Consider the following 25182-nt stretch of genomic DNA (forward strand, 5'->3'; position numbering starts at 1 on the left):
GCAAACATCAGCGCATGGTGATGCGACGATGGAATGCGGCTTGCTTCCAAAATCCCCTCGGCTTGGCTTGGAACGGTCCGCGCCGGCGTGGTCGGGATGGGGGCGGCGCAGCCCTCTGGTCAGATGCGCCGTGGCGCGTTAACGTAGCGGGCACGTACCCTGGATTCCCGACGCCGAGGAGCCCCCCGATGAAGCACGAGCCGACCCCCGTTCTGCCCGGTCGCCGCCGCTGGTTTGCGGCCGCTGGCGCCGTGGGCGCCGCCGCCGCTGCGGTCAGCGTTCTACCCGTCGCCCCCCGTTCCTCCGTCACCGAGGCGCCCACGCCGACCCCGGCCCCGCGCCGCGGCGGCGGCTATCACGCCAGCGCCCACGTACAGCGCTACTACGACACCACCCGCGTCTGACCGTCCCTTTAGGAGACCGGCCATGCTGCTCACCCGCACTTCGCATCGCCCCGCCGCTGGCTCCCGCGGCGAGGGCGCCTTCGTCGACCGCCTGCGCCACGGCTTGTCGCGCGCGCTGCCCACCGTAGACCGGCGCGCTTTCCTGCGCCGCTCCGGCCTGGGCCTGGGCGTGGGGCTCGCCGCCACCCAGCTGACGCTGGTGCAGCGTGCCAAGGCGGCCGACAAAGCCGCCACCGGCGCCGGCACCGGCAAGGTGGAGGTCAAACGCACCGTCTGCACGCACTGCTCGGTCGGCTGTGCCATCGACGCCGTGGTGGAAAACGGCGTCTGGGTGCGGCAGGAGCCGGTGTTCGACTCGCCGATCAACCTGGGCGCGCACTGCGCCAAGGGCGCCTCGGTCCGCGAGCACGGCCACGGCGAGTACCGCCTGCGCTACCCGATGAAGCTGGTCAACGGCAAGTACCAGCGCATCGGCTGGGATCAGGCGCTGGACGAGATCGCGGCACGCATGAAGCAGCTGCGCGACGAGAGCGGCCCGGATGCGCTGTACTTCGTCGGCTCGTCCAAGCACAGCAACGAGCAGGCCTACCTGCTGCGCAAGTTCGTCAGCTTCTGGGGCACGAACAACTGCGACCACCAGGCGCGCATCTGCCACTCGACCACGGTCGCGGGCGTGGCCAACACCTGGGGCTACGGCGCGATGACCAATTCGTACAACGACATGCAGAACAGCAAGGTGGCGTTGTACATCGGCTCCAACGCCGCCGAGGCGCACCCGGTGTCGATGCTGCACATGCTGCACGCCAAGGAGCTGGGCTGCAAGATGATCGTGGTCGACCCGCGCTTCACGCGCACGGCGGCCAAGGCCGACGAGTACGTGCGCATCCGCTCCGGCACCGACATCCCGTTCCTGTTCGGGCTGCTGTACCACATCTTCAAGAACGGCTGGGAGGACAAGGCCTACATCCAGGCGCGCGTCTACGGCATGGACAAGGTGCGCGAGGAGGTGATGGCCAAGTGGACGCCGGACAAGGTCGAGGAGGCCTGCGGCGTCAAGGAAGAGCAGATGCTGCGCGTGGCGCGCATGCTGCACGAGAACCGCCCCGGCACCATCGTCTGGTGCATGGGCCAGACCCAGCACTCGATCGGCAACGCGATGGTGCGCGCCTCGTGCATCCTGCAGCTGGCGCTGGGCAACATCGGCGTCAGCGGCGGCGGCGCGAACATCTTCCGCGGCCATGACAACGTGCAGGGCGCCACCGACGTCGGCCCCAACCCGGATTCGCTGCCCGGCTACTACGGGCTGGCGGCCGGCTCGTGGAAGCACTTTGCCGCCGTGTGGGGCGTGGACTACGAGTGGATCAAGTCGCGCTACGCCGAGGGCATGATGGAAAAGCCCGGCATCACCGTGTCGCGCTGGATCGACGGCGTGCTGGAGAAGAACGAGCTGATCGACCAGGGGCCCAACATCCGCGGCGTGTTCTTCTGGGGCCATGCGCCCAACTCCCAGACCCGTGGCCTGGAGATGAAGAAGGCCATGGACAAGCTGGACCTGCTGGTGGTGATCGACCCGTACCCGTCGGCCACCGCGGCGATGGCGGCGATGCCGGGCGATCCGGCCGACCTCAACCCCAACCGCGCGGTCTACCTGCTGCCGGCGACCACGCAGTTCGAGACCAGCGGATCGTGTACGGCGTCCAACCGCTCGATCCAGTGGCGCGAGAAGGTCATCGAGCCGCTGTGGGAGAGCCGCAGCGACCACATGATCATGTATCAGCTGGCGCAGCGGCTGGGCTTTGCCAACGAGCTGGTCAAGAACGTCAAGCTGCAGAAGGTCAACGGCATGGACGAGCCGGTGCCCGAGGACATCCTGCGCGAGATCAACCGCGGGGTGTGGACCATCGGCTACACCGGCCAGAGCCCGGAGCGGCTAAAGGCCCACATGCGCCACATGCAGGCCTTCGACGTCAAGACCCTGCGCTGCAAGGGCAAGGTCGTCGACAAGGAGACGGGCTACGACCTGAGCGGCGACTACTTTGGCCTGCCGTGGCCGTGTTTCGGCACGCCCGAGCTCAAGCACCCGGGCTCGCCCAATTTGTACGACACCTCCAAGCATGTGATGGACGGTGGCGGCAACTTCCGCGCCAACTTCGGTGTCGAGCGCGACGGCGTGAGCTTGCTGGCCGAAGACGGCTCGCACTCCAAGGGGGCCGACATCACCACCGGCTACCCCGAGCTGGACCACATCCTGCTCAAAAAACTCGGCTGGTGGGACGAGCTCACCGAGGAAGAAAAGAAAGCCGCCGAGGGCAAGAACTGGAAGACTGACCTGTCGGGCGGCATGATCCGCGTGTTCATGAAGAACCACGGCTGCCACCCGTTCGGCAACGCCAAAGCGCGCGCCGTGGTGTGGAACTTCCCCGACCCGATTCCGCAGCACCGCGAGCCGATCTACGGCAACCGGCCGGATCTGATCGCCAAGTACCCCACGCACGACGACCAGAAGAACCGCTGGCGCCTGCCCATCCTGTACAAGACGCTGCAGCAAAAGAACGTCGAGGACAAGCTGCACGAAAAATTCCCGCTGGTGATGACCTCGGGCCGCCTGGTCGAGTATGAGGGCGGCGGCGAGGAGACGCGCTCCAACCCGTGGCTCGCGGAGCTGCAGCAGGAGATGTTCGTCGAGATCCACCCGGCCGCCGCCGCGCAGCGCGGCATCCGCAACGGCGACCGCGTGTGGGTGACGACGCCGACCGGCGCGCGCATCAACGTGCAGGCGCTGGTGACGCCGCGGGTGGCCGAGGACCATGTGTTCCTGCCGTTCCACTTCTCGGGCCGCTGGCAGGGGCAGGACATGCTGGCGTACTACCCGCAAGGCGCCGCGCCCCTGGTGCGTGGCGAAGCGGCCAACACCGCCACCACCTACGGCTACGACATCGTGACCATGATGCAAGAGACCAAGACCACGATCTGCAACGTGGAACGCGCCTGAGGAGCAGACCATGGCCCGCATGAAATTCATCTGTGATGCCGAGCGTTGCATCGAGTGCAATGGCTGCGTGACCGCGTGCAAAAACGAGCACGAGGTGCCCTGGGGCGTCAACCGCCGCCGCGTCGTCACGCTCAACGACGGCGTGCCGGGTGAGAAGTCGATCTCGGTCGCCTGCATGCACTGCTCGGACGCGCCGTGCATGGCGGTCTGCCCGGTGCAGTGCTTCTACCGCACGGAGGAGGGCGTCGTCCTGCACGACAAGGACATCTGCATCGGCTGCGGTTACTGCAGCTACGCCTGCCCGTTCGGCGCGCCGCAGTTTCCGGGGCAGGGCACGTTTGGCGTGCGCGGCAAGATGGACAAGTGCACCTTCTGCGCCGGCGGCCCCGAGGCCAATGGCAGCCAGGCCGAATTCGAAAAATACGGCCGCAACCGCCTGGCGGAAGGCAAGCTGCCCGCGTGCGCCGAGATGTGTTCCACCAAGGCGCTGCTGGCCGGCGACGGCGACGTGATCGCCGACATCTTCCGCACCCGCGTGCTGCAGCGTGGCAAGGGCGCCGAGGTGTGGGGCTGGGGCACGGCTTACGGCACGCAATCCAAGGCGGGGGCTTGATCATGCGCACGCGTCCCATCACCCTCACCGCCGGTGCAGTCCTCGCCGCGGCCCTGCTGGCCGGCTGCGAGCGGCCGCAGACCGCCACCGGCATCAAATCCGACCAGCCGCCGTACCGTGGCAGCACGGCGCCCGCCTTTGCCGATTCGGGCTGGCAGGCGGGTGACCGCAACGCCTGGGCGCAGCACCTGCGTGCGCGCGCCCAGTACGGCCAGAACGAGTACAGCCGCCCGCCGGGCGGCGCCGCCCAGTGAAGCCGGAGGTGTGGCCATGAGCACGATCCCGATCCCGGCCGCGCGCGCGCTGGCGCGGCTGGCGGCGCTGGCCGCCTCGCTGACAGTGGCCGCTGCGGCGCTGGCGCAGCAGGCCCCGGCGGCCGCACCCGCTCCCGCAGGGGAACCGCGCACGCTGGTGGACGCGGCCAGCCAGCCCGGCTACGCGACGCAGAACAACGCCGAACGCGCCCAGGTGCAGCCCGGCAACAACGCGCCGATGTGGCGGCAGGTGGGGCAGGGCGTGGAGGGCGTGGTCAACTTCCCGTACCGCGAATACGGCGTGCTGATCCAGCCCACCGTGCAGTACCCCGGTTCGGCCGCCACCAACGCCGGCGAGGCGTGGCGCCAGGTGCGCAACCGCGTCATCCTGCCCTACGGCGGCTCGCTGGTGCTGATCGCACTGCTGGCGGTGGCGATCTTCTACTTCACCAAGGGGCCGCTGAAGCTGCACGCGCCCGAGACCGGGCGCAGGATCGAGCGCTTCACGCCGTTCGAGCGCGCGGCGCACTGGGCCAACGCGGCGGCCTTCGTGCTGCTGGCGGTGTCGGGGCTGGTGATGGCGCTGGGCCAGTACGTGCTGCGGCCGGTCGTCGGCGCCACGCTGTTCGGCTGGCTGACCTACGCGCTGAAGAACGTGCACAACTTCGTCGGGCCGCTGTTCGCGGTGTCGCTGGTCATCATCATCGCCACCTTCGTGCGCGACAACCTGCCGCGGCGCGAGGACTGGGCGTGGCTGACGCGCTTCGGCGGCCTGTTCGGCGACCGCGAGGTGCCGTCGCACCGCTTCAACGCTGGCGAGAAGATCGTGTTCTGGGGCGGCGTGTTCGTGCTCGGGCTGGTGGTGGTCGGCTCCGGCCTGGTGCTGGACAAGCTGGTGCCGGGGCTGGAGTATCTGCGTGCGCACATGCAGCTGGCGCACATGATCCACGCCAGCGCCGCGCTGCTGATGGTGGCGCTGTTCATCGGCCACATCTACATGGGCACGGTCGGCACCGAAGGCGCCTACCGGGCGATGAAGACCGGCTACGTCGACGAGACCTGGGCGCGCGAGCACCACCAGCTCTGGTACGAGGACATCCAGGCCGGCCGCATCCCGGCTGAGCGCAGTGCCCCGGCCGCGCAGCCCGTGGCTCCGGCGCGCGCCACCACCTGAGCATTGCAGGAGGGACCGAACCATGCGATCCATCACTCCGACGTGGCGGCTGGCGCTGTTGACGGCCGCGCTGCTGGGCAGCACCGCCGCTTGGGCCAAACTGCCCGCCCCGACCTTGACCGAAGAACAAAAGGCCGCCGCCGAGCTGGCCAAGGCCAAGGCCGCGTATCAGGCCAAGGTCGATGCGTTCAAGACCTGCAAGGCCGCCGAGCGTGCGGCCGAACATTACTTCAAGCAGCATCCGCAGGCGGCCAAGCCGGCGGGGGCGCCGGCGTGTGCCGACCCGGGCCGGTTTGCCGAACCCGGTGCGCCCGCCGCTCCGGCCGGCCCTGCCGCCGCGCCGGCCAAAAAGTCCTGATCCGCCCACTGCCCCATGTGGTTGTCCGAGCCGTCCTCGTTCGGCGCGCCGCTGTCGGCTGCGCCGTGCCCCCCGCGCCTGTCGGCGGCCGCCGCCCCGCTGACGCGCGCGGTGGAGGTGGTCGATGAATTCGGCCAGCGCCGCACGATCCACATCCCGGCCGAGCGCGACCTCACCGTCTACGTCGACAAGCGCGAACTCGTCACGCTGATGACGCTGGGTGCGTACCCGGAATGGCTGGTGCTGGGCTATCTGCGCAACCAGCGGCTGATCGAGTCGCCGGCGCAGGTGGAGTCGATCACCGTCGATTGGGACGTCGGCGCCGCCGCGGTGCGCACGCGCGCCGGGTTGCCGCAACTGGAGGCGCGCACCGCGCAGCGCATTGTCACCACCGGCTGCGGGCAGGGCAGCGTCTTCGCCAGCGTCATGGAGGCGGCCAACGCCATCCAGCTCGACCCCGACGCCCGGCTGCGCCAGTCGCAGCTCTACGCCATCCTGCGCGCGGTGCGCGAGCAGGACTCGGTCTACAAGCGCGCCGGCTCGGTACACGGCTGCGCGCTGTTCCGGGGCGAGGAGCTGCTGATCTTCGTCGAGGACGTCGGCCGCCACAACGCGGTGGACACCATCGCCGGCTGGACCTGGCTGCAGGGCGGCGCGCTGCTGCGCGGCGACGACAAGGTCTTCTACACCACCGGGCGCCTGACCAGTGAGATGATCCTGAAGGCCGCGCAGATGGGCGTGCCCATCGTCGTGTCGCGCAGCGGCATCACGCAAATGGGGCTGGAGGTGGCCGAGCGGCTGGGCCTGTGCGCCATCGGCCGCGCCACCCACACGCGCTTCCTGTGCTACACCCACCCTGAGCGGCTGGTGTGGGATACTCCGCTGCCATGAGTGAAGCCGCCGAACGTCGAGTCCACGTCATCGATCACCCGCTGGTGCAGCACAAGCTGACACTGATGCGGTGCAAAGACACCAGCACCAAGACCTTTCGCCAGCTCATCCACGAACTCAGCGCCCTGCTGGCCTACGAGGTCACGCGCGACATCCCCACCCACGAGGTGACCATCGAAACCCCGCTGGAGTCCACCACCGGCCGCATGATCGACGGCAAGAAGACCGTGCTGGCCTCGATCCTGCGCGCCGGCAACGGCTTTCTGGACGGCATGCTGGAGGTGCTGCCCAGCGCCCGCGTCGGCCACATCGGCCTGTACCGCGACCCGGCCACGCTCAAGCCGGTGGAGTATTACTTCAAGATGCCCTCTGGCATGGAGGAGCGCGACGTTATCGTGCTCGACCCGATGCTGGCCACCGGCAACTCGGCGGTGGCGGCGGTGGATCTGCTCAAGCGCCTGACGCCGCGTTCCATCCGCTTCGTCTGCCTGGTGGCGTGCCCGGAAGGCATCGCCAACTTCCACGCCCACCACCCGGACGTGCCGATCTACACCCCGGCGGTGGACCGCGGCCTGAACGACCACGGCTACATCGTGCCGGGCCTGGGCGACGCCGGCGACCGCATCTTCGGAACCAAGTGAGGCGTCGCCCGGTCGTACCCGCGTGACGACCCCGACCGACCGCTCCCGCGCCGCCCCGTCCGCCTGGACCCTGGGTTGGCGCGCCCTGTGGCGCGACTGGCGCGCCGGCGAGCTGACCGTGCTCGTGCTGGCGATCGCGCTGGCGGTGGCGGCACTGACGGCCGTGGCTTTCTTTGCCCATCGCCTGCAGGCCGGCCTGCAGCGCGACGCGCGCCAACTGCTCGGGGGCGACGTGGTGCTGCGCAGCGACCATACCCTGCCGCCCGAATACGAAACCCAGGCCCGGGCCTTGGGGCTGGCGGTCACGCGGCATCTGACCTTCCCCACCATGGCCCGCGCCGACGATGCGGACGGCGGCGAGGCGCGGCTGGTCTCGCTCAAGGCCGTGGCGGTGGGCTACCCGCTGCGCGGCGAACTGCGCACCACGACCGATCCAGAGGACGTGGTCGGACAGGCCGGCCCCGGCACGCCGCCGGCGGGCGAGGCCTGGGTGGATGCCGCGTTGCTGGAAGTCCTGGACCTGCGTCTGGGGCAGCCCTTGTGGCTGGGTGACCGGCCGTTTCGCCTGACCCGCATCGTGGTGCTGGAGCCGGACCGGGGCGCGGGTTTTTTGTCGTTTGCGCCGCGCGTGCTGATCGCCGAGTCCGATCTGGCGGCCACGGGCCTGGTGCAACCTGCCAGCCGCATCCAGTACCGGCTGGTCGTGGCCGGCGACGCTGCGGCGGCGCGCCGGTTCGAGGCATGGGCCAAGGCCCGTTTGGCGGACACCGGCGAGCGCGGCACCCAGATCGAGAGCTTCGAGTCCGGCCGGCCGGAGTTGCAGCAGACCCTGCAGCGGGCCGAGCAATTTTTGAGTCTGGTCGCACTGCTGGCCGCGCTGCTGGCCGCCGTGGCGGTGGCCGTGGCGGCGCGCCAGTATGCGCTGCGCCATCTGGACGATTGCGCGCTGCTGCGCGTGCTGGGTTTGGCGCAGGCGACGATGGCCCGCGCCTATGCCGTCGCGTTCGGGCTGGCCGGGCTGGCGGCGGCCGCGGTCGGCACGGCCGTCGGGTTTGGCGTGCACTTCGTGTTCGTGTGGTGGCTGTCCGGGTTGATGCAGACCCAGTTGCCGGCGGCGGGGTGGGCCCCGGTGGGACTGGGGCTGGGCGTGGGGCTGGTTTTGATGGCCACCTTTGGGTTGCCGCCGGTCCTGCAACTGGCGCGGGTGCCCCCGCTGCGGGTCATCCGGCGCGACGTGGGCGGCCTGCAGCCGGCCACACTGGCGGTGTTTGGCGGCGGGGCGCTGGGCTTTGCCGCCCTGTTGCTGGCCGCCAGCCGGGACCTGACGCTGGGGGTCATCGCGGTCGGGGGCTTTGCGGCGGCGGTGGGGATTTTTGCCGCCGTCGCCTGGGGGGCGCTGGGCGCCTTGCGCCTGCTGGTGCGCGAAACCCATGCCCCCCGCTGGCTGGTGCTGGCCACCCGCCAGATCACGGCCCGCCCGGCCTACGCTGTCGTGCAGGTGGCCAGCCTGGCCGTGGGGCTGCTTGCGCTGGTGCTGCTGGTGCTGCTGCGCACCGACCTGATCGACAGTTGGCGCCAGGCCACGCCGCCGGATGCGCCCAATCGCTTCGTCATCAACATCCAGCCCGACCAGGCCGAGCCCTTCCGCGCCCATTTGCAGGCGCAGGGCGTGGACCGCTACGACTGGTACCCCATGGTGCGCGGCCGCCTCGTGGCCATCAACGGCCAGCCCGTGCGGCCGGAGCAATTCAGCGGCGACCGCGCGCAGCGGCTGGTCGAGCGCGAGTTCAACCTGTCCTACAGCCGCGAGTTGCCGGCGCACAACCCGCTTGCCGCCGGTCGCTGGCAGCCCGACGAAGCGGGGGCCATCAGCATCGAAACCGGTCTGGCCGAGACGCTGGGCCTGCGCTTGGGCGATCGCATGACGTTCGACATCGCGGGCGTGCCGCACGAGGCGCGCATCACCAGCCTGCGCAAAGTGGACTGGGCCTCGATGCATGTGAATTTCTTTGCGCTGTTTCCGGTGCCGTCCATGCCGGCGGAGGTGCCCTACACCTACATCGCCGCGTTTCGCGCGCCGGCCCAGGCCGGGTTCGACCGGCTGCTGTTGCAGCGCTTTCCCAACGTGACCAATGTAGACACCAGCGCCGCCGTCGCCCAGGTGCAGCGTGTGCTGGGGCAGGTGATCCGTGCGGTGGAGTTTTTGTTCGGATTCAGCCTGGCGGCCGGGGTGGTGGTGCTGCTGGCGACGGTGGGGGCCACGCGCGCCGAGCGCGAGCGCGACTACGCCGTGCTGCGTGCGCTGGGGGCCCAGTCCGGTCTGCTGCGCCGGGTGCAGCGCACCGAGCTGCTCGGCGTCGGCGCGCTGGCGGGGGCGCTGGCTTCGGCGGTGGCGGTGGCCGTCGGCTGGGCGCTGGCGCGTTTCGTGTTCGATTTCGACTGGAGCGTCTCCGGCTGGGTGCCGCTGGCCGGGACGGGGGTGGGTGCCGGGCTGGCGCTGCTGGCGGGCTGGTGGACCCTGCGCGGGGTGTTGCGCACGCCCGTGGTGCAGACGCTGCGCCGCGCCGCGCAGTGACCGCCACCCTGCCGCTCAGGCCCGGCCATGGCTGGCCGTGCGCAGCAGCACCACCAGAGCGCCCGCCCCGCCGTCCGCCGGCCGGGCCTGCACAAAGGCCAGCACCTCGCTTTTTTGCACCAACCAGCTGTGTACCCGGCCCTTGAGGACAGGCGTCTTGCCCGGCGAGCCCAGGCCCTTGCCATGCACCACGCGCACACAGCGCAGGCCGTGCTTGTGCGCCTCGCGGATGAAGGCCGCCAGCCGCTCCCGCGCCTCGTCCGTGCGCAGGCCGTGCAGGTCCAGCTCGGCCTGGATGGCCCAGTGGCCCTGCCGCAGGCGGCGGGTCACGTCGGGGCCGATGCCGGGGCGGCGAAAGCTCAGGTGTTCGTCGGTGTGCAGCAGGGTTTCGACGTCGAATTCGTCGCTCAGGGCGGCTTGCATCACCGCACGTTCGTCGGCCTGACGCTGGTGCGGCACCGGCCTCGGGCGCGGCCGTTGCGGCTCGATGCGGCCGTGCGGCGCCAGCCGCTGCACGGGGCCGACGGCGCGCTCGAACAGCAGCCGGTCGCGCTGCGCGCGCTCCTCGGCCTCGCGCCGGGCGGCTTCGGCGGCGGCCCGCGCCGCGGCGGCTTGCGCGGCGCGCTGGGCCATCGCCTTCTGAATCTGCCGCAGGTCGGCCAGCGTTCGCACTTTCATGGCAGCGCCGATTGTCCCGCAAGTCCCGCCAGCGTCGCGGGCGCGCCAGCGCAGGCGCGGTTCAGATCAGCCCGCGCTCGGCCATCGAGGTGCAGCCCGCGCGCGTGACGATGAAATGGTCCAGCACCCGGATGTCCAGCAAGCCCAGCGCGGCCTTCAGGTTGCGGGTCAGCGCCTCGTCGGCGCGCGAGGGCTCGGCCACGCCGCTGGGGTGGTTGTGGGCCAGGATGATGGCGGCCGCGCCATGGTGCAGGGCGCGCAGGGCCACCTCGCGCGGATAGACGCTGGTCTGGTCCAGCGTGCCGCGAAACAGCTCCTCCAGCGCGATCAGGCGGTGCTGGCTGTCCAGAAACAGCACGGCAAACACCTCGTGTGCCCGGTCGGCCATGTGCAGCCGCAGCACATCCATCACCGCCGCCGGTGCGTCCAGCACCGGGCGCTCGCGCAGCCGCTCGCTCAAGGCGCGCCGCACCATCTCGGTCACGGCCAGCAGCTCGGCCCGCTTGGCCGGCCCCAGCCCTTTGACGCTGGCCAGTTGCGCCGGCGTCGCCTGCAGCAAGCCGCTTAGGCCGCCCCAGCGGTCCAGCAGCGCCTGGGCAAAGTGCAGCACGGGCTGACCGGCCAGGCCCGTGCGCAGCAACAGCGCCAGCAGCTCCGCATCGGCCAGGGCCTGCGGGCCGCGCGCCAGCAGTTTCTCGCGCGGACGGGCCTCGGGGGGCAATTCACGCACCATGGTTTCCTCCCTGTTTTCTACAATGCGCATTTTCGCGCGCCGCCGTGCGGCCTGACCACCATGCCCGTCGTCCAACCCGGTTCCTTCCTGACCCTGCACTATCGCCTGTCCGGGCCGGACGGCACCGCCTTCATCGACACGTTCGCGGCCCAGCCGGCCACGCTGTCGCTCGGCGCGGGGGAGTTGTCGCCGGCGCTGGAGCAGCGTCTGCTCGGCTTGGCGGAGGGCACCCACACCGTGATCGACCTGCCGGCCGGCGAGGCCTTTGGCGAGCGCCAGCCCGACATGCAGCAGTGGGTGGCGCGCAAGCTGCTCGACGCGCTGGGCGATCCGCACGAGCGCTACGCCCCGGGGGACGTGGTGCAGTTCCCCACCCCCGACGGGCGGGGCAGCTACGCCGGCCTCGTGCGCGAGGTGCGCGACGACGGGGCCGTGTTGTTCGACTTCAACCATCCCCTGGCGGGCCAGCCAGTGCGGTTCGAGGTCCACATCATCGGGGTGCTGTGATGAGCGCCGCCGTCCAGGAGGTGCTGCTGGCCGAGCCGCGCGGCTTTTGCGCGGGGGTGGACCGGGCAATCGAGATCGTCGAGCGCGCGCTGGCCAAGTTTGGCGCGCCCGTCTATGTGCGCCACGAGATCGTGCACAACCGCCACGTCGTCGACGATCTGCGCCAGCGCGGCGCGGTGTTCATCGAGGACTTGGCCGATGTGCCGCCTGGGTCGGTGTTGGTCTTCAGCGCCCACGGCGTCAGCCGCGCCGTGCAGGCCGAGGCCGAGCGCCGGGGCTTTCAGATCTTCGACGCCACCTGTCCGCTGGTCACCAAGGTCCATGTGGAAGTGGCCAAGCTGCGCCGCGAGGGCTACGAGTTCATCCTGATCGGCCATGCGGGCCATCCGGAGGTCGAGGGCACCATGGGCCAGCTCGACGGCGGCATCCACCTCGTCGAGACGGTGGCCGATGTGGCCCGGGTGCAGCCCGCGCAGACCGAGCGCATCGCCGTCGTCACCCAGACGACGCTCAGCGTGGACGATACGGCGGAGATCTTGGCGGCGGTGCGCGCGCGCTTCCCCGCGCTGCGCGAGCCCAAGCAGCAAGACATCTGCTATGCCACGCAAAACCGGCAGGATGCCGTCAAGGCGCTGGCGCGGCAGGTGGATGCCGTCATCGTGGTGGGCAGCCCCACCAGCTCCAACACCAACCGCCTGCGCGAGCTGGCCGAGCGCCTGGGCGTGCCCACCTACATGGTCGACGACGCGTCGGAGCTGCGCGACGAGTGGTTTGCCCGGGCCCCCCGCGTGGGGGTGACGGCCGGTGCGTCCGCCCCGGAAGCGCTGGTGCAAGGCGTGGTGCAGCGCCTCAAATCGTTGGGCGCCACCGCCGTGCGCCGCCTGGACGGGCCGGTGGAGACCATGCGCTTTCCGCTGCCCAAGGGATTGAAGGCGGATTGACGCCGCCCCGCGGTCAGTGGAAGTCGCGGCTGGCCACCGCCAGCTCGCCCAGCCAGAGGCTGAGGTCTTGCACATGCCCGGCGATCAGGTGGCAGACCGCATGCTCGCCGTCGCCCTGGCGCTGCCATTGGCCCCGGATGGCCAGCAGCCGCCCCTGCAGCAGCGCCTGCCGAAAGTGTGCTTGCACGCGGCGCCAGACGATCACCGGCACCGTGCCGGTTTCGTCTTCCAGTGTCAGGAACAGCACGCCCTGGGCCGTGGCGGGCTTCTGGCGGGCGGTGACCAGTCCGCAGGCCCCCAGCAGGCGGCCGTGGGGCTGGGTCCGCAGCCGCTGCGCGGGCAACCACTGCGCGGCGGGCAGCCGCGGGCGCAGCAGCGCCAGGGGATGGGCGCGCAGGCTCAGGCCGGTGCCGGCGTAGTCCTGCCAGACCTCCTCGCCCAAAGGGGCGGGGGGCGGTTGCCAGTCCGCGTCGTCCGGCCCGTTGCTCTCGTGCGCCCCGTTCATCCCCGCGGGGATCGTCGGGACGGTGGCTGCCCGCTCCAGCGCCAGCGGTGCATGCCAGCCGCTGACGGCCCACCACTGCCGGCGTCGGTGCCCGGCCAGTCCGCGCAGGGCGTCGGCCCGCGCCAGGGCCTGCAGCGCGCTGCGATCCAGGGCGGCGCGGCGTGCCAGGTCGTCCACGTCGGTCCAGGGGCATTCGCGGCGCGCGGCTACGACGCGCCGTCCGGCCGCCTCCCCGAGTCCGTGGACCAGCCGCAGCCCCAGCCGCACCGCGGGGTCCGGGGCGCCGTGGGCGGGCTCCAGCGTGCAGTCCCAGTCGCTGATCCGCACATCCACGGGGTGTACGACCACGCCGTGTCGCCGGGCGTCTTGCACCAGCTGCGCGGGCGCATAAAAGCCCATGGGCTGGGCATTGAGCAGCGCCGCCAGAAAAGCCGCGGGCTCGTGGCACTTCAGCCAGGCGCTGGCCCAGGCCAGCAGCGCAAAACTGGCGGCATGGCTTTCCGGAAAGCCGTAGGCCCCAAAGCCGCGGATCTGGCGCACGATGGCCTGGGCGAAGTCCGGCGCGTAGCCGCGCGCGGCCATGCCGTCGAGCAGGCGCTGCTCGAACCGCTCCAGCTCTCCCCGCCGCCGCCAGGCCCCCATGCTGCGGCGCAGGGCGTCGGCTTCCTCGGCGCTAAAGCCGGCGGCCAGCATGGCAATCTGCATCACCTGCTCCTGAAAAATCGGCACCCCGAGCGTGCGCTCCAGGGCGGGACGCAGCTCCGCCTGGGGCAGGGCCAACGGCTCGCCCCGGCGCTGGCGCTCGCGGGCAGCCAGGTAGGGGTGGACCATGCCGCCCTGGATGGGCCCGGGCCGCACGATGGCCACCTGCACCACCAGGTCATAAAAGCAGGCCGGCCGCAGGCGCGGCAGCATGCTCATCTGGGCCCGGCTCTCGATCTGGAACACGCCCACCGTGTCGGCGCGCTGGATCATGGCGAAGGTGGCGTCGTCGTGGGGCGGAATGTCGGCCAGGGTGAACGGGCGGCCGCGCCGCTGGCTGACCAGCCGCAGCGCCCCGTGCAGCGCGGTGAGCATGCCCAAGGCCAGCACGTCCACCTTGAGCAGGCCGAGCGCATCGATGTCGTCTTTGTCCCACTCGATGACGGTGCGTCCCGGCATCGCCGCCGGGACCACCGGCACGGTGTGGGTCAGCGGCTCGCGGGTCAGCACGAAGCCGCCCGTGTGCTGCGAGCGGTGCCGGGGCGCGCCCACCAGGGCCTGGGCCAGATCCAGCCAGCGCCGAACGGCCGGGTCGTCCGGGCGCAGACCGGCGGCTGCCACGGCCTCGGGGGCCAGATCCCGTGGCGCCTGATGGCGGCACTGGCGGGCCAGCGCGTCCACCGCGTCGGGGGCAAATCCCAGCGCCTTGCCCACGTCGCGCAGGGCGCTGCGGCCCTGCCAGCGGATCAGGCTGGCGGCCAGTGCGGCCCGCTCGCGGCCATATTTGGCGTACAGGTACTGGATGACCTCTTCGCGGCGCTGGTGCTCGAAGTCGACGTCGATGTCCGGCGGCTCGGCCCGCGCCCGGCTGATGAAGCGCTCGAACAGCACAGGGTGGCGCGCGGGGTCGACCTCCGTGATGCCCAGGCAGTAGCACACCGCGGAGTTGGCGGCGGAGCCCCGCCCCTGGCACAGAATGCCGCGCTCGCGCGCAAACCGCACGATGTCGTGCACGGTCAGAAAATATTTTTCGTAGGCCAGCTCGCCGATCAAGGCCAGCTCGTGCGCGATCTGGGCCTGTACGGCAGCGGGCGTCCCCTGGGGGTAGCGCTGGCGCGCGCCGGCCTCGACCAGAGCGCGCAGGTGCTGCGCGGGCGAGCGGCCTTCGGGCACGATCTCGGGTGGGTATTCGTAGCGCAGCTCGTCCAGCCGGAAGGTGCAGCGCTGCGCAATGGCGCGTGTGGCCTCGATCAAACCTGGGGCGAAGCGGCGCTGCCAGCGGGCGGCGGGCCACAGGTGCGCCTCGGCATTCGCGCTGAGGGCCAATCCACACTCCGCCAGCGGGCGCTGCAGCCGGATCGCGGTCAGGGTGTCGAGCAGGGGCTGCTCGCCGGGGTGGCTCATGCGCACTTCGGGCGCGGCGACGGCGGGCACGCCGGCGCGGGCGGCGGCGGCCAGCAGCCGTCGTTGCCAGGCGGCATCCTCCAGCCGCCCCTCGGCCGTGATGCCCAGCCAGCCCCGGTCCGCCCCTCGCTCGCGCAGCCAGCCCCCCAGGGCGTGCAGGCCGGTGGCCCAGGCGGTGTCGTCGGCCGATGGCAGCGCCCAGGCCCAGGGCACGGCCATGAGCAGGCAGCCGGGCAGGTCGGGGACGTCGTCGATGTCCGTGTGCAGCGGCAGGGCCTGCGGGTCTGCGGCGACGGCGGTGTGGCGTTCCCGGCCGTTTGCCGCAGTGGCTTGGCCCTGGCGCAGCCGGCTGATCCAGGCGCTGAGCTGGCCATAGCCGGCCCGGTCCGCCGCCCAGGCCACCAGCGTGAATCCGCCGCCCGGCAGCACCGGCCAGCGCACCCGCCAGTGGCTGCCCACGAGCAGCGGCAGGCCGCATGCGCGCGCGGCCACGTGGGCCTGCACCACCCCGCCCAGGGTGTTGTCGTCGGTCAGTGCCAGCGCGGCATACCCCAGCGCGTGGGCCTGCCTGACCAAAGTTTCGGGGCTGGCGGCACCGCGCAGGAAGCTGAAGTGGCTCAGCGTGAACAGGGCGGCCGGCGCGGTCATGCGTACACCCCCGCAAGCCGCCACTCCCCCGGGCTGGTTGGGCCGGGCTGGGCGTGGCGGTGCAGCCACCAGCAGCGCCCATCTGCCGAGGTGGCCACGCCCATCTCCCATGCCACCGGGGTGTCCCACCAGCCGGTGGCGATGCGCTGCGGCCCCAGCACCCGCCGCAAGCGCTGGCCCTTCAGGCGCGGGTGCCCGTCGGGGCCGGTGTCCAGCCGCCGTGGCTGTGGCAGCCACCAGGGGGGCTCCCACAGGGTGGCCATGGCGGCCAGGGCGAGCGCAGGGGCCGCAGCCGCATGGTCGCTGCCGCGGCGTCCCTCGGTCTCCAGGGGGGCTTGGAGGGCGGCGCGCCATCGCTGACGCCGTGCCGGATCCCAATGGGCGGCGCGCTGCACGGTCTGCACCCGTGCCGGGCCGAGCCGGGCCGACAGTCGTTCCAGCAGCGCCTCCCAGCTCAGGGCATCGTCGGCTGGCCGGTCCGGCAGCAGCGTGGCAGATGCCGGGCTCCACGGGACGACATGGACGGTTTCCAGCCACAGCCCGTCGACCGCGGCATCGAGGCGGGTGCGCGCCAGGGCGTCGTGGAGCTGCGAGCGCAGCAGCCGGGTGTCCCGCGTGGGCCGCCGGTGCCGGAAGTCCAGGGCCGTTGCCGCGGGGCGACCCTGCCAGCCCAGTCGCCAGTGCAACACACCGGCCTGCCGCTGCTGCAGCCAGGCCGTCAACTGGCCCAGCAGCCGCTGGCCCGCGAAGGCCAGGGCGGCGGTCTCGGCGCTGGGGGCAGGCAGCGCCAGGGTCTGGTGAAAGCGTTCCGGTGCCTGCCAGCCGGGCAGGGCGAGCGGTGCCTGACCGTACAACGCGTCCAGCGCCTGCAGCAGGCCCGGCGCGGTGCGGCGCGCCAGCCCCGCGCGCGGGCAGCGGCGCAAGTCCCCCAGTGTGCGCAGCCCCAGGGCGTCCAACACCGGTCGATGCGGCCGGGCGGGGCCCAAGTGGCTGGCGGGCAGCGCATCTAGCCGGGCCGACCAGTCCGGCCCCAGGGCGTGACCGAAGCCGCCGGCCGCGGGGGTGGCGCGGGCGACCGCCAAGGCGGCCAGGGCGGTCGGCGCGGCCCCCAGCCGCCCCCAGCCCAAGGCGGCCCCTTCGTGCCGCAGGCGCCGCAGCAGGGCTGCCCGCCCGCCAAACAGCCGCTGGCTGGCCGACAGCTCCAGCAGCCAGCCGTCCTCGTGCAGTACGGGCTGCGGGCCGTAGCGGGCCAGCCAGGGGCCTGCGGGTTCAGGGGTGGACGAGCCGTAGGCGGGCAGGCAGGCGATCCACAGGGCATTCGGTGGCATGGCGGGTGGGGTCTTCCTGCGGGGATGGGGGCAGCAACCGGCGCAGTGGCAGCGGGGCTTGCAGCCGCACGGGGTGCGCCAGCGGTGGGCCGCGTCGCTTGCGGATGTGCACCGTCAGGCCATCGGCATCGCCCGCGCCGATGTCCAGCCGCAGCGGTGCGGCCGAGGCGGGCAAGCCGTGCGCCCGGTCATGGCTGGCCAGCACCAGCGGGGCCGGCCATGCGCCGGGCCGGGTGCCGTCGCGCTGCGCGGTCGAGGCCGCCAGTTGCAGCCGGCGCACCAGCCCTGCCGTCGGCCGCAGCCAATGCACCCAGCACAGGCTGACGTCGGGGCAGCGCAGCGCCTGCTCGGCCGCCCACAGGGCGTCGGCATCGCCCGTGGGCTGCAGGCGCAGCAGCCGCTCCGGGGCCACCCCCTGGGCGGCCCAGGCGTGGGCGTTGGGCTCCAGCGGCAGGCCGATCAGCACCAGCGGGCCCTGCTGGGCGGCCGTCTGCAGCGCCGGCAGCAGCAGCCGCCAGGGCAGGGTGTCGGCATCCAGCGCGCATTCGACCACGGCACCCAGCGGCCATCCGCCGCCCGGCAGCACGGCGTCCAGCGCCGCCCACCCGGTCGTGTGGGTGGCCAGCGTGACCGGGGCCATCTGGTCGGCCCACCAGACGTCGTGGCGCAGGGGGTTCGGTGCCATACCAATACTGTACAAAAAAACAGTATCCAAGCAAACGCCGTGGGCTCGCGCGGGGGATGGCTGGCGAAGGGTGCCGAGGCGGTGCGAAGGCAAAAAGGGCGCCGGAGGTCGCCGGCAGCCGCCGAACGGTGCGGCAGCCCGCTTGGTGATGGCGGGCGCCCGCCCTACAATGCCCAATGTGGCCGCCGTGTCAGGCCGGTTGGTGTGCAACCGGGTTGGGCGGGCGGCGACGTATCGGCAAGTTTGCTGGGTTCGCGTAAAGGGATTGCATGTCTGGATTTGAGTCGGCCTGGAGTCTGTTCATCGACTTCCTGGCCCAGGGGCTGACCGCAGCCTCGTGGTGGCAGATCGTTCTGTTCACCCTGGTGCTCACGCACATCACCATCGTCAGCGTCACGCTGTTTTTGCACCGCCACCAGGCGCACCGCGCGCTGGACCTGCACCCGGCGGTGTCGCATTTCTTCCGCTTCTGGCTCTGGATGACCACCGGCATGGTCACCAAGGAGTGGGCGGCCATCCACCGCAAGCACCACGCCAAATGCGAGCAGGAGGGCGATCCGCACAGCCCGCAGGTGTATGGCATCCGCAAGGTGTTCTGGGAGGGTGCCGAGCTCTACCGGGCCGAAGCCAAGAACCAGGAAACCCTGCGCCGCTATGGCCATGGCACGCCGGACGACTGGATCGAGCGCCACCTGTACACCCGGCACTCGCGCCTGGGCGTCAGCCTGATGCTGATCATCGACGTCGCCCTGTTTGGCGCCGCGGGGCTGGCCGTGTGGGCCGTGCAGATGGTGTGGATTCCGTTCTGGGCGGCTGGTGTCATCAACGGCATCGGCCACTACTGGGGGTACCGCAACTTCGAGGCGCCGGACGCCAGCACCAATGTCTCGCCCTGGGGCCTGATCATCGGTGGCGAGGAACTGCACAACAACCACCACACCTTCCCGACGTCGGCCAAGTTCTCGGTCAAGCCGTACGAGTTCGACATTGGCTGGGTGTACATCCAGGCGCTGGCCAAGCTGGGGCTGGCCAAGCCCAAGAAGGTGCCGCCCAAGTTGGCCTTTGGTGACGCCAAGCCGGTGGCCGATGAGCAGACGCTGGAGGCCATCGTCGCCAACCGCTACGAGGTGATGGCCCGCTATGCGCGCCAGATGCGGGCGGCCATGCAGGCCGAATGGGACACCCTGCGGGCCAAGATGGGCGGCGACGAGTCGCTGTTGAAACTGGCGCGTCGCTGGCTGCACCGCGACGATGACCAAGTGCCGGCCCCGGTGCGGGCCAAGCTGCAGCAGGTGCTCGGCGCCGCGCCCACCCTGGCCAAAATGCACGCCATGCGCGAGGAGCTGCGCCAACTGTGGTCCAACACCGCCCTGACGCGCGAGCAGATGGCGCGCGAGCTGCAGGCGTGGATTCACCGGGCCGAGCACAGCGGCATCCAGGCCCTGAGCGATTTTGCCCAGCGTTTGCGCGCGGCGCGTCTGGCGCCTGCGGCCGCCTGAACCGGAGGCTGCGATAAAAAAACCGCCAGCAAAGCTGGCGGTTTTTTGTTGCGGTGATCGGAAAACCGCTCGACAGACAGCCGGCCGCGCGGGCCGGCTGGCCGGTCACTTGAGCTTGGTTTCCTTGTACTCGACGTGCTTGCGCGCCACCGGGTCGAACTTCATGAACGCCAGCTTGTCCGGCGTGGTCTTCTTGTTCTTGGTGGTGGTGTAGAAGTGGCCGGTCCCCGCGGTGGATTCCAGCTTGATCTTTTCGCGTCCGCCTTTGGCAGCCATGATGGACTCCTATGTGGTGATCAGGCCTGACCGCGGGCACGCAGGTCGGCCAGGACGGCATCGATGCCGACTTTGTCGATCAGGCGCAGCGCCGCGCCAGAGACGCGCAGACGCACCCAGCGGTTCTCGCTCTCGACCCAGAAGCGGCGGGTTTGCAGGTTCGGCAGAAACCGGCGCTTGGTTTTGTTGTTGGCGTGGGAGACGTTGTTCCCCACCATGGGCTTTTTGCCCGTGACTTCGCACACACGTGCCATGTTGGTCACTCCAGTCAGAACAGCCCACCCGGTCGCCCCGGGTCGGCACCTCGTCCGCGTCCTGTGTTGTGCCGCCTGCCACACGTGGAGTGCCCCATCGGGATGGTCTGGACAATACACGGCGTGTGGACGGCTCCGGCTCGCGGACGGCCAATTTGCCGCGGCCGTCTAGCCGTAGCAAACCCAACATTATACCGGGTTGCCGATGCTGGAGGTTGCGCCTCGGCTCAAGCGGGCTGCTGTTCCAGGAAGCGCTGCGCATCCAGCGCCGCCATGCAGCCGGTGCCGGCGCTGGTGATGGCCTGGCGGTAGACGTGGTCCTGTACGTCGCCGGCGGCGAATACCCCCGGCACGCTGGTCATCGTCGCCATGCCGTCATGGCCGCCGCGCGTGACGATGTAGCCGTCCTTCATCTCCAGCTGGCCGGCGAAGATCTGCGTGTTGGGGCTGTGGCCGATGGCGATAAAGACGCCTTGCAGCGCCAGCTCCTCGGTGGTGCCGGACTCGACGTGGCGGATGCGCACGCCGGTCACGCCCTTGTCGTCGCCCAGCACCTCGTCGAGCACGTGCCAGAGTTTCAGCTCGATCTTGCCCTCGCGCACCTTGTCCATCAGCTTGTCGACCATGATGGCCTCGGCGCGGAAGGTGTCGCGGCGGTGGATCAGCGTGACTTTGCGCGCGAGGTTGGCCAGGTACAGCGCCTCCTCCACGGCGGTGTTGCCGCCGCCGACGACGCACACGTCCTGCCCGCGGTAGAAGAAACCGTCGCAGGTGGCGCAGGCGCTTACGCCCTTGCCCATGAAGGCCTGCTCCGACGGCAGGCCCAGGTACTTGGCCGAGGCGCCGGTGGCGATGATCAGCGCGTCGCAGGTGTAGGTGCCGGCGTCGCCGGTGAGCGTGAACGGGCGGCGCGACAGGTCGGCCGTGTGGATGTGGTCGAACACGATCTGCGTCGCGAAGCGCTCGGCGTGCTGCTGGAAGCGCTGCATCAGCTCCGGCCCCTGTACGCCGTGCACGTCGGCCGGCCAGTTGTCGACCTCGGTGGTGGTCATCAGCTGGCCGCCCTGGGCCAGGCCAGTGATCAGCAGCGGCTTGAGGTTGGCGCGCGCGGCATAAATGGCCGCGGTGTAGCCGGCCGGGCCGGAGCCGAGGATGAGGACGTGGGCGTGCGTGGACATGCCGACGATTGTACGGAGGTGCGGGGGTGTCGGGCGCCGCGCTCGGGTTAAGCTCGGGGTTGCCCACCCAGCTTGCCCGTTTGCCCATGAGCCGATCCGTCAATGCCCTCAACGCCGACCTGGCCACCCCGGGGAGGGGCTGGAAGCGATTCGCGCAAGAGACGGGCTTGCTTCTGGGCGCAGTGGTGCTGGCCTTTGCCTTTCTGGCCATGCTCAGCCACGATGCGGCCGATCCGGCCTGGTCCACCTCGGGCACGGGGGTGGGCTACCGCAACTGGGGCGGACGGCTGGGGGCGTGGGTGTCGGACATCGGCTACTACCTGTTCGGCGCCTCGGTCTGGTGGCTGCTGGCTGCGGGGGCGCGCGCCTGGCTGGCGTCGCTGGCCCGCTGGTTGCGCGCCACGCCCGCACCGCCGCCCGGGCCTGCCTGGTGGCAGACGCCCGCGTGGCGCACGGCGGCGTTCGGCGTGGCCGTGGTGGGGTTGATGTGGGCCAGCTGCGTGCTCGAATGGAGCCGGCTGACCCGCTGGGACGCCTGGGTGCCCGGGCGCATCGCCGGTGGCGTCCTGGGCGAGCTGGCCGGCCCGGTCGCCTTGCGCTGGCTGGGGGACACCGGATCGGCCCTGGTGGCGCTGGGCGTGTGGACGGTGTCGGTGGCGGTGGTGTTTCGATTCTCGTGGGCGCAGGTGGCCGAGCGCATCGGCGCGGCGGTGGACCAGTGGATCGAAGCCCGGCGGGAGCGGCGCGAGGTGGACGAAGATGTGCGCATCGGCCGGCGGGCCGCGCGCGAACGCAGCCGCCAGGAGGCCGAGGCGCGCGCGGCGCATCCCCCGCACGAGCCGCACTTCGACGTGCCGCCGCTGGCGCCCGAGGCCGACGCAGGCCCGCGCGCCGAGGCACCCACGGCGGCACCGCCCGAGCGGGGGGGCACCCGCAGCGCGGCACCCAAGTCCGCCGCCCGGCTGCAGATCGAGCCCACCGTGGCCGAGGTGGAGCCCAGCGCCCGCGCCGTCAAGGAGCGCCAGCAGGCGCTGTTCGCCGACGGCGAGTCGCCGCTGCCGCGGCTGGATCTGCTCGACCCGCCGGCGCGGCAGCCGGCCACCGTGGCGCCCGAGACGCTGGAGATGACCAGCCGGCTGATCGAGAAGAAGCTGGCCGACTTCGGCGTCGAGGTGCAGGTGGTGGCCGCGCAGCCGGGCCCGGTCATCACCCGCTACGAGATCGAGCCCGCCACCGGCGTCAAGGGCTCGCAGATCGTCAATCTGGCCAAGGACCTGGCGCGCTCGCTGTCGCTGGTGTCGATCCGCGTCATCGAGACCATTCCCGGCAAGAGTCTGATGGCGCTGGAGCTGCCCAACGCGCGGCGCCAGACCATCCACCTGAGCGAAATCCTTGGCTCGCAGGTCTACCACGAGGCCCGCAGCCTGCTCACGATGGGGCTGGGCAAGGACATCGCCGGCCATCCGGTGGTGGTGGATCTGGCCCGCATGCCGCACTGTCTGGTGGCGGGCACCACCGGCTCGGGCAAGTCGGTCGGCATCAACGCCATGATCCTGAGCCTGCTCTACAAGGCCGAGCCGAAGAACGTGCGGCTGCTGCTGATCGACCCGAAGATGCTGGAGCTCAGCGTCTACGAGGGCATCCCGCACCTGATCGCGCCGGTCGTCACCGACATGAAGCAGGCAGCCAACGGCCTGAACTGGTGCGTGGCCGAGATGGAAAAGCGCTACCGCCTGATGAGCAAGCTGGGCGTGCGCAACCTGGCCGGCTACAACGCCAAGATCGACGAGGCGGCGCAGCGCGGCGAGTCGATCCCCAACCCCTTCAGCCTGACGCCGGAGGCGCCCGAGCCGCTGGCGCGCCTGCCCTACATCGTGGTGGTCATCGACGAGCTGGCCGACCTGATGATGGTGGTCGGCAAGAAGATCGAGGAGCTGATCGCGCGCTTGGCGCAAAAGGCACGCGCCGCCGGCATCCATCTGATCCTGGCCACCCAGCGGCCCAGCGTCGACGTCATCACCGGCCTCATCAAGGCCAACATCCCGACGCGCATCAGCTTCCAGGTCAGCAGCAAGATCGACAGTCGCACCATCCTCGACCAGATGGGCGCCGAGGCGCTGCTCGGCATGGGCGACATGCTCTACATGCCGGCCGGCACGGGCTTCCCGACCCGGGTGCATGGGGCTTTCGTCAGCGACGACGAGGTGCACCGCGTGGTGGCCTTCCTGAAGGAGCGCTACGGCGAGCCCGACTACGTGGAGGATGTGCTGGAGAGCACGGGCGGCGACGGCTTCGGTGGCGCCGAGAGCGGCGAAGGCGAGGGCGGCGGCGAGAAAGACCCGCTGTACGATCAGGCCGTGGCCATCGTGCTGCAGGACCGCAAGGCCAGCATCAGCTATGTGCAGCGCAAGCTCAAGATCGGCTACAACCGCGCCGCGCGCCTGCTGGAGGACATGGAAAAGGCCGGCCTCGTGAGCGCCTTGACCGCCAGCGGCCAGCGCGACATCCTGGTTGGCGGCCGCACCGAATGAGGCCGGTGTGCCGCCGCACGCCGGCCCCGGCGCAGGCGCGGAACCCCGCCACCCCCATCCCTTTCCAAGCAACATGCAACGACGCTTCGCACTGCTCGCCTTGACGGGTTCCGCCCTCGGCTGGTTGCCCCTGTCCGCCTGGGCCCAAACCGAGGGCCTGCGCGAGCTGGAGACCTTTCTGTCCGGCGTGCAGCAGGGCCGCGCCGCATTCACCCAGACCGTGACCGCCCCCCTGCGCGACGGCGAGGCCGTGGCGCGCACCCGCACCAGCCGCGGCGAATTCGAGTTTTTGCGGCCGGACCGTTTTCGCTTTCGCTACACCCAGCCGTTCGAGCAAGTCATCGTGGCGGACGGACAGACGCTGTGGCTGTACGACCCGGACCTCCACCAGGTGACCGCGCGCCGGCAGGCCGATGTGCTGGCCAACACCCCGGCCGCGTTGCTGGCGGCCGCCCCCGATCTGCGTGCCGTGCGTCAGGCGTTCACCCTGTCGGCGGGCGAGTCGCGCGACGGGCTGCAATGGGTGGAAGCCGTGCCCAAGGCGCGCGACGGCCAGGTGCAGCGCATCCGCATCGGATTTCGCCAGGGCCAGCTGGAGGTGCTGGACATCCTGGACAGCTTCGGCCAGCGCTCTGTGATGCGGTTCGGCCCCCTGGACCGTTCGACCCAATTCACGGCGGCGAACTTTCGTTTCCAGCCACCCGCCGGCGCCGAGGTGCTGCGCCAGTGACGGCCGCCCCGGCCCGCATGCCCGGGCGCTGCCCGGGCCGATGCCGCCTCAGCCCCGCAGGGGCAGCGCCGCGCCGATGGCCATGAAGACGCCGCCGCAGGCCTGATTGAAGTGCCGGCCCACGCGGCGCAGCCACGGCGTCAGGCGCGAGGCCGTGCTCGCAATCAGGGTTTCGGTGATCACCTCGATGACGGCAAAGGTGCCGGCCATGATCGCGAACTGCCCCCACAGGCTGCGATGCGGGTCGATGAACTGGGGCAGAAACGCGGCAAAAAACAGCAGCCCTTTGGGGTTGGTGACGGCCGACAGCAGCCCCTGGCGGAACATCGACAGCCCCGAGCGCCGCTGCTGGCTGGGGCGTATGTCCATGCCGATCGGGGGCGCCCGCCAGACCTGGATGCCCAGGTACACCAGATACAGACCGCCCACCCACTTCATAACAGTGAGCCAGACCAGCGACGTCTGCAGCAGCGCCCCGATGCCAAACATCGACAGCGCAATCACCACGACGAAGCCCAGCGCCCCGCCAGCGATGGTGTAGAGCGTGCGCTGCCGCCCGTACAGCGCACCGTGGGTGAGGGCCAGCAGGCCATTGGGCCCGGGCGAGAGCGACAGCCCCAAGGCCGCCAGCGCGTACAGAAGCCAGGTGTCGAAAGCCATGCGGCCATCGTGCCACCGCGT

General features: G+C 70.9%; 23 protein-coding genes. 14 read left to right on the top strand and 9 right to left on the bottom strand.

Going from position 1 to position 25182, the window contains the following annotated elements:
- The first annotated feature begins 188 nt into the window (after nt 1-188).
- From A9O67_RS06760 to A9O67_RS06800, 9 genes are read left to right on the top strand one after another with little or no spacing between them, the layout of a single operon-like run.
- Nucleotides 189-404 (top strand): hypothetical protein, encoded by a 216-nt coding sequence (locus tag A9O67_RS06760; protein ID WP_068608688.1) that lies wholly within the window; start codon nt 189-191, stop codon nt 402-404.
- Between the two features lie 22 nt (nt 405-426).
- Nucleotides 427-3396 carry a formate dehydrogenase subunit alpha gene (locus A9O67_RS06765; protein ID WP_068608689.1) on the top strand — a complete coding sequence of 990 codons (2970 nt, stop codon included), beginning with the start codon at nt 427-429 and terminating at the stop codon, nt 3394-3396.
- 10 nt (nt 3397-3406) lie between these two features.
- Nucleotides 3407-4009 (top strand): formate dehydrogenase FDH3 subunit beta, encoded by a 603-nt coding sequence (fdh3B, locus tag A9O67_RS06770; protein WP_068608691.1) that lies wholly within the window; start codon nt 3407-3409, stop codon nt 4007-4009.
- Nucleotides 4010-4011: 2 nt separating this feature from the next.
- The gene (locus A9O67_RS06775; RefSeq protein WP_068608693.1) at nt 4012-4263 is read left to right on the top strand and encodes a hypothetical protein; all 252 of its coding nucleotides are present in this window, start codon (nt 4012-4014) and stop codon (nt 4261-4263) included.
- A gap of 16 nt (nt 4264-4279) precedes the next feature.
- Complete coding sequence (locus tag A9O67_RS06780; protein ID WP_068608695.1) at nt 4280-5437, top strand: formate dehydrogenase subunit gamma; 1158 nt, start codon at nt 4280-4282, stop codon at nt 5435-5437.
- 22 nt (nt 5438-5459) lie between these two features.
- Nucleotides 5460-5795, top strand: coding sequence for a hypothetical protein (locus A9O67_RS06785; protein ID WP_068608697.1), 336 nt, complete (start codon nt 5460-5462; stop codon nt 5793-5795).
- Between the two features lie 15 nt (nt 5796-5810).
- Nucleotides 5811-6686: a formate dehydrogenase accessory sulfurtransferase FdhD gene (locus tag A9O67_RS06790; protein WP_068608699.1), complete on the top strand. Its 876-nt coding sequence runs from the start codon at nt 5811-5813 to the stop codon at nt 6684-6686.
- Entirely contained in the window at nt 6683-7327 is a 645-nt protein-coding gene (gene upp, locus A9O67_RS06795; RefSeq protein ID WP_068608701.1) for a uracil phosphoribosyltransferase, read from the top strand. The genes A9O67_RS06790 and upp overlap by 4 nt, the downstream gene beginning before the upstream one ends.
- A gap of 22 nt (nt 7328-7349) precedes the next feature.
- On the top strand, nt 7350-9902 hold the full coding sequence (locus tag A9O67_RS06800; protein ID WP_068608703.1) for an ABC transporter permease: 2553 nt from the start codon (nt 7350-7352) through the stop codon (nt 9900-9902).
- Between the two features lie 15 nt (nt 9903-9917).
- On the opposite strand, the gene A9O67_RS06805 is transcribed toward A9O67_RS06800, so the two are convergent.
- Together A9O67_RS06805 and radC are read right to left on the bottom strand one after the other, a co-directional pair.
- Complete coding sequence (locus tag A9O67_RS06805; RefSeq protein WP_068608705.1) at nt 9918-10580, bottom strand: Smr/MutS family protein; 663 nt, start codon at nt 10578-10580, stop codon at nt 9918-9920.
- 61 nt (nt 10581-10641) lie between these two features.
- On the bottom strand, nt 10642-11313 hold the full coding sequence (radC, locus tag A9O67_RS06810; RefSeq protein WP_068608707.1) for a RadC family protein: 672 nt from the start codon (nt 11311-11313) through the stop codon (nt 10642-10644).
- A 60-nt stretch (nt 11314-11373) separates the two neighbouring features.
- On the opposite strand from radC, the gene A9O67_RS06815 reads away from it, so the two are divergent.
- Both A9O67_RS06815 and ispH read left to right on the top strand, forming a co-directional pair.
- Nucleotides 11374-11820 carry an FKBP-type peptidyl-prolyl cis-trans isomerase gene (locus A9O67_RS06815; RefSeq protein WP_068608709.1) on the top strand — a complete coding sequence of 149 codons (447 nt, stop codon included), beginning with the start codon at nt 11374-11376 and terminating at the stop codon, nt 11818-11820.
- Entirely contained in the window at nt 11820-12761 is a 942-nt protein-coding gene (ispH, locus tag A9O67_RS06820; RefSeq protein ID WP_068608711.1) for a 4-hydroxy-3-methylbut-2-enyl diphosphate reductase, read from the top strand. Before A9O67_RS06815 ends, ispH begins: the two co-directional genes overlap by 1 nt.
- A 13-nt stretch (nt 12762-12774) precedes the next feature.
- Here the strand turns inward: ispH and A9O67_RS06825 are convergent, their stop codons facing one another.
- The 3 genes from A9O67_RS06825 to A9O67_RS06835 are packed head-to-tail and all read right to left on the bottom strand — an operon-like array spanning nt 12775 to nt 18033.
- Complete coding sequence (locus A9O67_RS06825; RefSeq protein ID WP_068608713.1) at nt 12775-16020, bottom strand: error-prone DNA polymerase; 3246 nt, start codon at nt 16018-16020, stop codon at nt 12775-12777.
- Nucleotides 16017-17348: a DNA polymerase Y subunit UmuC family protein gene (locus A9O67_RS06830; RefSeq protein WP_068608714.1), complete on the bottom strand. Its 1332-nt coding sequence runs from the start codon at nt 17346-17348 to the stop codon at nt 16017-16019. Before A9O67_RS06830 ends, A9O67_RS06825 begins: the two co-directional genes overlap by 4 nt.
- Entirely contained in the window at nt 17290-18033 is a 744-nt protein-coding gene (locus tag A9O67_RS06835; RefSeq protein WP_068608717.1) for a hypothetical protein, read from the bottom strand. Before A9O67_RS06835 ends, A9O67_RS06830 begins: the two co-directional genes overlap by 59 nt.
- 269 nt (nt 18034-18302) lie before the next feature.
- Between A9O67_RS06835 and A9O67_RS06840 the strand changes: the two genes are divergently transcribed.
- Nucleotides 18303-19532 (top strand): DesA family fatty acid desaturase, encoded by a 1230-nt coding sequence (locus A9O67_RS06840; RefSeq protein WP_068608719.1) that lies wholly within the window; start codon nt 18303-18305, stop codon nt 19530-19532.
- Nucleotides 19533-19637: 105 nt separating this feature from the next.
- Here the strand turns inward: A9O67_RS06840 and rpmG are convergent, their stop codons facing one another.
- From rpmG to trxB, 3 genes are all read right to left on the bottom strand, one after another.
- The gene (gene rpmG, locus A9O67_RS06845; protein ID WP_068608721.1) at nt 19638-19808 is read right to left on the bottom strand and encodes a 50S ribosomal protein L33; all 171 of its coding nucleotides are present in this window, start codon (nt 19806-19808) and stop codon (nt 19638-19640) included.
- A 20-nt stretch (nt 19809-19828) separates the two neighbouring features.
- The gene (gene rpmB, locus A9O67_RS06850; RefSeq protein ID WP_043698877.1) at nt 19829-20062 is read right to left on the bottom strand and encodes a 50S ribosomal protein L28; all 234 of its coding nucleotides are present in this window, start codon (nt 20060-20062) and stop codon (nt 19829-19831) included.
- Nucleotides 20063-20289: 227 nt separating this feature from the next.
- The gene (trxB, locus tag A9O67_RS06855; RefSeq protein WP_068608723.1) at nt 20290-21240 is read right to left on the bottom strand and encodes a thioredoxin-disulfide reductase; all 951 of its coding nucleotides are present in this window, start codon (nt 21238-21240) and stop codon (nt 20290-20292) included.
- Nucleotides 21241-21326: 86 nt separating this feature from the next.
- On the opposite strand from trxB, the gene A9O67_RS06860 reads away from it, so the two are divergent.
- A complete protein-coding gene (locus tag A9O67_RS06860; protein WP_068608725.1) occupies nt 21327-23771 on the top strand; it encodes a DNA translocase FtsK in 2445 nt (814 codons plus the stop codon).
- 73 nt (nt 23772-23844) lie between these two features.
- Complete coding sequence (gene lolA, locus A9O67_RS06865; protein WP_068608727.1) at nt 23845-24501, top strand: outer membrane lipoprotein chaperone LolA; 657 nt, start codon at nt 23845-23847, stop codon at nt 24499-24501.
- 48 nt (nt 24502-24549) lie between these two features.
- Here the strand turns inward: lolA and A9O67_RS06870 are convergent, their stop codons facing one another.
- A complete protein-coding gene (locus A9O67_RS06870) occupies nt 24550-25161 on the bottom strand; it encodes a LysE family translocator (protein WP_068608729.1) in 612 nt (203 codons plus the stop codon).
- Nucleotides 25162-25182 lie beyond the last annotated feature (21 nt).

The organism is Tepidimonas fonticaldi (assembly GCF_001675355.1).
In the GTDB taxonomy this organism is placed as follows: Bacteria; Pseudomonadota; Gammaproteobacteria; order Burkholderiales; family Burkholderiaceae_C; genus Tepidimonas; species Tepidimonas fonticaldi.